Source organism: Mesotoga sp. UBA5825, from assembly GCF_002432955.1.
In the GTDB taxonomy this organism is placed as follows: Bacteria; Thermotogota; Thermotogae; order Petrotogales; family Kosmotogaceae; genus Mesotoga.
Genome location: NZ_DJHG01000062.1, coordinates 1 through 5,134 on the forward strand (window position 1 = coordinate 1; position 5,134 = coordinate 5,134).

Sequence of the window (5,134 nt, forward strand, 5' to 3'; positions counted from 1 at the left end):
CCGAACAATACGAATCGGCAAAACTAGATGGCGCAGGCCCGTGGAAAAGATTCTTATATATCACTTTACCCTGGATCAAGAGCGTGCTATTTTTCGACGTTGTTCGACAAGCCATACTGGCCTTTGGACTCTTTGATCAGGCTTACATTCTCTCCGCAGGGGGGCCGGCCGGAACTACTCGTACTCTGGTTTATTACCTATACCTTGTTGGATTTGAGAGACAGGATTTCGGAAGAGCTGCAGCGATTTCCTGGTATATATTTGCGATCGTACTGATTTTTGCTGTGATTCAACTTGTACTGGTCACCAAATCGATACGATCGACGGAGGGGTGAGATAATGGCTTCTACAGTTGCGAAAAACAAGAAAAAGCTCAGCAAACGAGTGACTGCAGCGATTATTACTGTTTTTCTCTGGGCCTTTGCAGCTTTCTGGTTTGCGCCAATTTTCTGGATGTTGTCAACTTCAATGAAGTCAACCACACTTGCTGTGATTGAAACTCCCCCGCAATGGATACCCAATAACCCAACACTCGAGAACTACAAAATAATCTTTGCACCCTCGGGAGGCCTTTCGCTAATAAAGGCGACATTAAATAGCGTGATTGTCGCTGTGAGCTCAACACTGGCTACTCTAATGCTTTCAGTCCCTGCGGCGTACGCGTTGTCTCGACTGAGGTTCAGGGGAAGAATGTTCATCTTCTGGATGTATGTTGCGGTCCTGGCCTTTCCAGCAGTGCTGTTTTTGATACCCCACTTCTTCATAATTAACGGAATGGGATTAACAAACTCCTATCTCGCTCTGATCTTACCAGGCCTTGGAGGAACGTTTGGCGTCTTCCTCTTGAGGCAATATATGCTAGATATTCCCAAAGAGCTGGAGGACGCGGCCTGGATAGACGGCTGCTCCAAGTTCAGGTTCCTAATAAGCATAGTGATTCCTTACATTAAGCCGGCAATGCTAGTGCTTTCATTAATGACCTTTTTGGGTTCGTGGAATAGTTTCCTTTGGCCACTGCTCATTCTAAGCAAAGCAGATAAGTTCACACTACCTATTGCACTAATAAGGTTTAGCGCGGGATGGGGAGACCCGTATAGAGGTATTGGGCCTATGATGGCAGGAGCTTTCTTCTCTGTCGCCCCATCTCTGATAATTTTCATCGCATTCCACAGATACTTGATGAAAGGAATCTCCCTGGGATCTCTTGGAAAGGAGTAGATGCCATGTCTAAAATACTGAAGTCTTTTCGGAAAATAGGAGAAGAAGAGTCAGCAATGACCCCAAGGACTTGTCTTCTGTTGATCTTGGGCTTGCTTGTTTGCAGTCTATCTTTTGGAGGTAGTGTTTTGCCTATCGATATTGATGTAAGCACTTTCGAAGAAAGGATAGAGACCGACAGAAAAGTACAGGTTGAGATAGAAATCGTAGATAGAGATGGAGAAGAATTAGATAGCATTTCGGTGTCCGCCAAGCAACTTTCACATGAGTTCTACTTCGGAAATGCTCCCGAATACCTGCTTTACGCTTACGCTCAAACCAGTTACAACCGTGGAAGGAGATTCGGGATCAGACCACTGCCCGAGGAAGATCTCCAGGAATATAAGCGTTTGTATCTTGAGCTCTTCAACTTCGCCACTCTTCCCTCCTTCTATTGGGCAGACTATGAGTCCACAGAAGGAAGAATTCGGTTGGCCGAGGCCTCTAAGAAGATCGCCCAATGGCTGGGTGAAAACGAAGTCCCGGTTAAGGGTCACACACTTGTTTGGGGGAATCCGCCGAGCGTAGGTGTGCCCGCCTGGGTAGAAGTGAAAGGAAAGCTCGGTCAATGGGCAGAAGTACGGGAATATCTCTTTTCGAGAGTTGTTAGGGAAGTCGAAGAGTTCAAGGATCTCATTCAATACTGGGATGTCGTTAATGAGCCTATTGTTCAACCCTGGTTCGACTCGATAGGTTCGGACTATATTGCCGAGTCGTTTAGAATAGTTAAGGAAACCGACCCCGACGCCATTACAGTTCTAAACGAATACGGGGTGTTGGTGAATGAGCGGACCAGGCGAGCCTTCATTTCAAGAGCCCGGCAACTCATAAATGAAGGAACTCCCATAGATGTGATTGGGGCCGAAGCGCATATTTTCACTGCTCAGGATCTGCTTGGTCAGCTGCGATCCTTGGAAAGCATATATCTTGCAATTGACGAGTTGGCTCAGCTGGGAAAACCTATTCATATATCGGAGTTTCAGATTCCTCTTCCGGCCGTGATAGATGCTTTCGACGTCTCCATAAGCGAGGCAGAAGAGATACAGGCCGAGATCGCCAGGATATTCTACAAAGTCTTCTTCAGCCATCCGGCGGTCGAGGCAATAACGTACTGGAATTTCTACAGGGCATGGCAGTCAGGCAGCGGATTTCTGCGCGACGATCTCTCGATAAAACCGATCTTTGATGAGTTGAAGAAGCTTATACACGAAGAATGGAAAACCTCTGTCCGTCTCGAGACGGATATTTCGGGCAAAGTGGCTTTCAACGGTTTTGCTGGTAAGTACGAGGTCTCGGTGGAAAGCGGAGCTATGTCAGAGACATTCATTATTGACGTTAAGAAGGGTGAGAAGAATGAATTCACCCTTGTTCTCGGGCAATGAATGGAGTGCTCTAAATGAAAACAGTCGCCATTTTATATACCTTTGTTCTCATGATGGTTCTTATTCCGGAAACTCTTGTTGCGAATACAGGTCATGTGCTGACAATAGATCCCAGCAATCCCGGTCCCGAGATAAGTCCCTTACTCTACGGCGTATTTTTCGAAGACATAAACCATGCGGTAGATGGCGGTCTATACGCTGAGTTGGTAAGAAATCGATCTTTCGAACACAGAGATCCTCTCGAAGGCTGGGTTGCAGTCTTTGAAACCGGTTGCCAGGCCACCTTCTCGGTTGACTCGGACCTGCCGCTTAATGAGAACAATCCCCATTACTTGACTTTTGATATTGAATCCGAAAACAGATCAGTATCGCTTTCCAACAACGGTTACGACGGCATTCCTTTGAAGGAAGGAAAACGCTACGAGTTTTCCGTGTTCATTCGAGGCAATTCGGAATACAGCGGTGAAATAACAGTTCTACTAACGGATGAGAAGAGCAACACAATCGTTGAAGCAAGCCTCGGATCGGTTTTCGGCGCTGAGTGGGAGAAGTATTCGGTCGAATTCGTAATTCCCGAAGACTGCGGCAATGGCAGGCTTTTACTTACATTGAAAGGTGCCGGCGAGGTTTGCCTGGACATGATTTCGCTTTTCCCTGAAGAGAACTGGAACGGCATGAGGGTAGATCTTCTAAAGATGCTTGAAGAGCTTAAGCCTGGTTTCGTAAGGTTTCCGGGCGGCTGCCTCGTTGAAGGCGACAGCCTGGAGAACGCCTATCGATGGAAGGATACAATCGGACCGGTAGAAGAGAGGAAGGCAAACTACAACCTCTGGGGCTATCACCAGTCATACGGCATCGGATTCTTCGAATATCTCCTCCTGTCGGAACACCTGGAAGCAGAGCCCATACCAATCTTCAACTCGGGCATGTCGTGTCAGGTTCGGGGAGCCGAGTACTGCCCAATTGATGAGATGGACGAATGGATTGAAAATGTTCTTGACTTCATAGAGTTTGCAAATGGGCCAAAGAATTCACTCTGGGGTTCAAAGCGTGTCGAGCTTGGTCATCCCGAGCCCTTCAACGTCAAGTATATTGGTATAGGAAACGAGAATTGGGGCACGGAATATCATGATCGCTTCCCGATGTTCAGAGATGCTGTCAAAGCGAAGTATCCTGAAATCATCATTGTTTTCAGCGGCCCGCCTTCTTATGAAGGAGCTTCATTCAACAGGGCGTGGAGATGGGCAAGAGAAAACGAAGTCGAAATTCTTGATGAGCACATGTATGCCGTTCCGGAATGGATGTTGAGAAACACGGATAGATACGACAAGTACGACAGATCCGGTCCAAAGGTCATGCTTGGAGAATACGCAGCCCACGCGGCCGGGACAAGGAACACCCTTCAAGCAGCAATGGCGGAAGCAGCTTTGATGACTGGCCTTGAACGCAATTCAGACATAGTTTTTATGGCGGCTTACGCGCCCCTATTCAACAGGCCGGGCTGGTCGCAGTGGACGCCGGACCTCATCTGGTTCGACAACGCAAGAGTGTATGGAACACCAAGTTATCATGTTCAGAAACTCTTCAATGAGAATCTCGGAGATGTAGTAATACCTTCTGAGCTTACCGACGAGAATCTCGAGGTTATCGGTTACTGGTTCAAGTCGCTGTACCACGTCTGCGAGTATGATCGTGAAACGGAGAACTTAATCATAAAGATTGTGAATCCATGGCCCGAAGAGAAAGAGGTCAGAGTCGAAATTGGCGAAAAACTTGAGATCAGGGGGCAGGGAGAAGTCATTCTGATGACGTCCGACAGCATCTTCGATGAAAACACTTTCCAGAACCCGGACAAGGTACTGCCCAAGAAATATGATCTATCGGGTCTATCAAACGAGTTTACTTTTACCTTTGCAGAAAATTCCATAACGATACTGAGATTGAAAGCAGTTGGCTTATAGAGTGATTATCTAATTTACTGGGGAGGGAATGAAGTGCAGACAGCCGTAAAAATCTGGCCTAGGAAGATCGGAAAGATTGACAATATGATCTACGGTCACTTCACAGAGCATCTAGGAAGATGCATTTACGACGGCATCTATAACGAGAAATCACCAAAATCAGATTCTAGGGGTTTCAGAAGAGACGTCATGGACGCCGTGAAGAACATAAAATGTCCCATCTTAAGATGGCCTGGCGGAAACTTTGTGTCTGCCTACCACTGGCAAGACGGCATGGGCCCTCTCGAAAAACGCCCTCAACTTCTGAATTACATCTGGGGAGGTGTGGAGTCAAACAGATTTGGGACTGATGAATTCATAGAGTATTGTCGCGAAATCGATGCCGAGCCATATCTGGCCGTTAGTCTAGGAACGGCGACTCTAGACGAAGCAATGGCCTGGCTAGAATACTGCAATCTAGACACCCCGACGAAATTCGCTCGAATGAGAAGAGAAAATGGCCATCCAGAGCCCTACCATGTTAAGTACTGGGGA

At 47.2% G+C, this 5,134-nt stretch carries 4 protein-coding genes and 1 pseudogene; all 5 read left to right on the plus strand.

What is annotated here, in order from left to right:
- The coding region (locus tag B3N33_RS05730; protein WP_292592449.1) for a carbohydrate ABC transporter permease at positions 1–335 on the plus strand (335 nt) is incomplete at its 5' end.
- 4 nt (positions 336–339) lie between these two features.
- On the plus strand, positions 340–1,218 hold the full coding sequence (locus tag B3N33_RS05735; protein WP_214061144.1) for a carbohydrate ABC transporter permease: 879 nt from the start codon (positions 340–342) through the stop codon (positions 1,216–1,218).
- Positions 1,219–1,346: 128 nt separating this feature from the next.
- Positions 1,347–2,639 carry an endo-1,4-beta-xylanase gene (locus B3N33_RS05740; RefSeq protein WP_292590691.1) on the plus strand — a complete coding sequence of 431 codons (1,293 nt, stop codon included), beginning with the start codon at positions 1,347–1,349 and terminating at the stop codon, positions 2,637–2,639.
- Between the two features lie 50 nt (positions 2,640–2,689).
- Positions 2,690–4,600 (plus strand): alpha-L-arabinofuranosidase C-terminal domain-containing protein, encoded by a 1,911-nt coding sequence (locus B3N33_RS05745; RefSeq protein WP_414674181.1) that lies wholly within the window; start codon positions 2,690–2,692, stop codon positions 4,598–4,600.
- Between the two features lie 33 nt (positions 4,601–4,633).
- Positions 4,634–5,134 (plus strand): annotated as a pseudogene (locus tag B3N33_RS05750) (alpha-N-arabinofuranosidase); the annotation flags it as partial.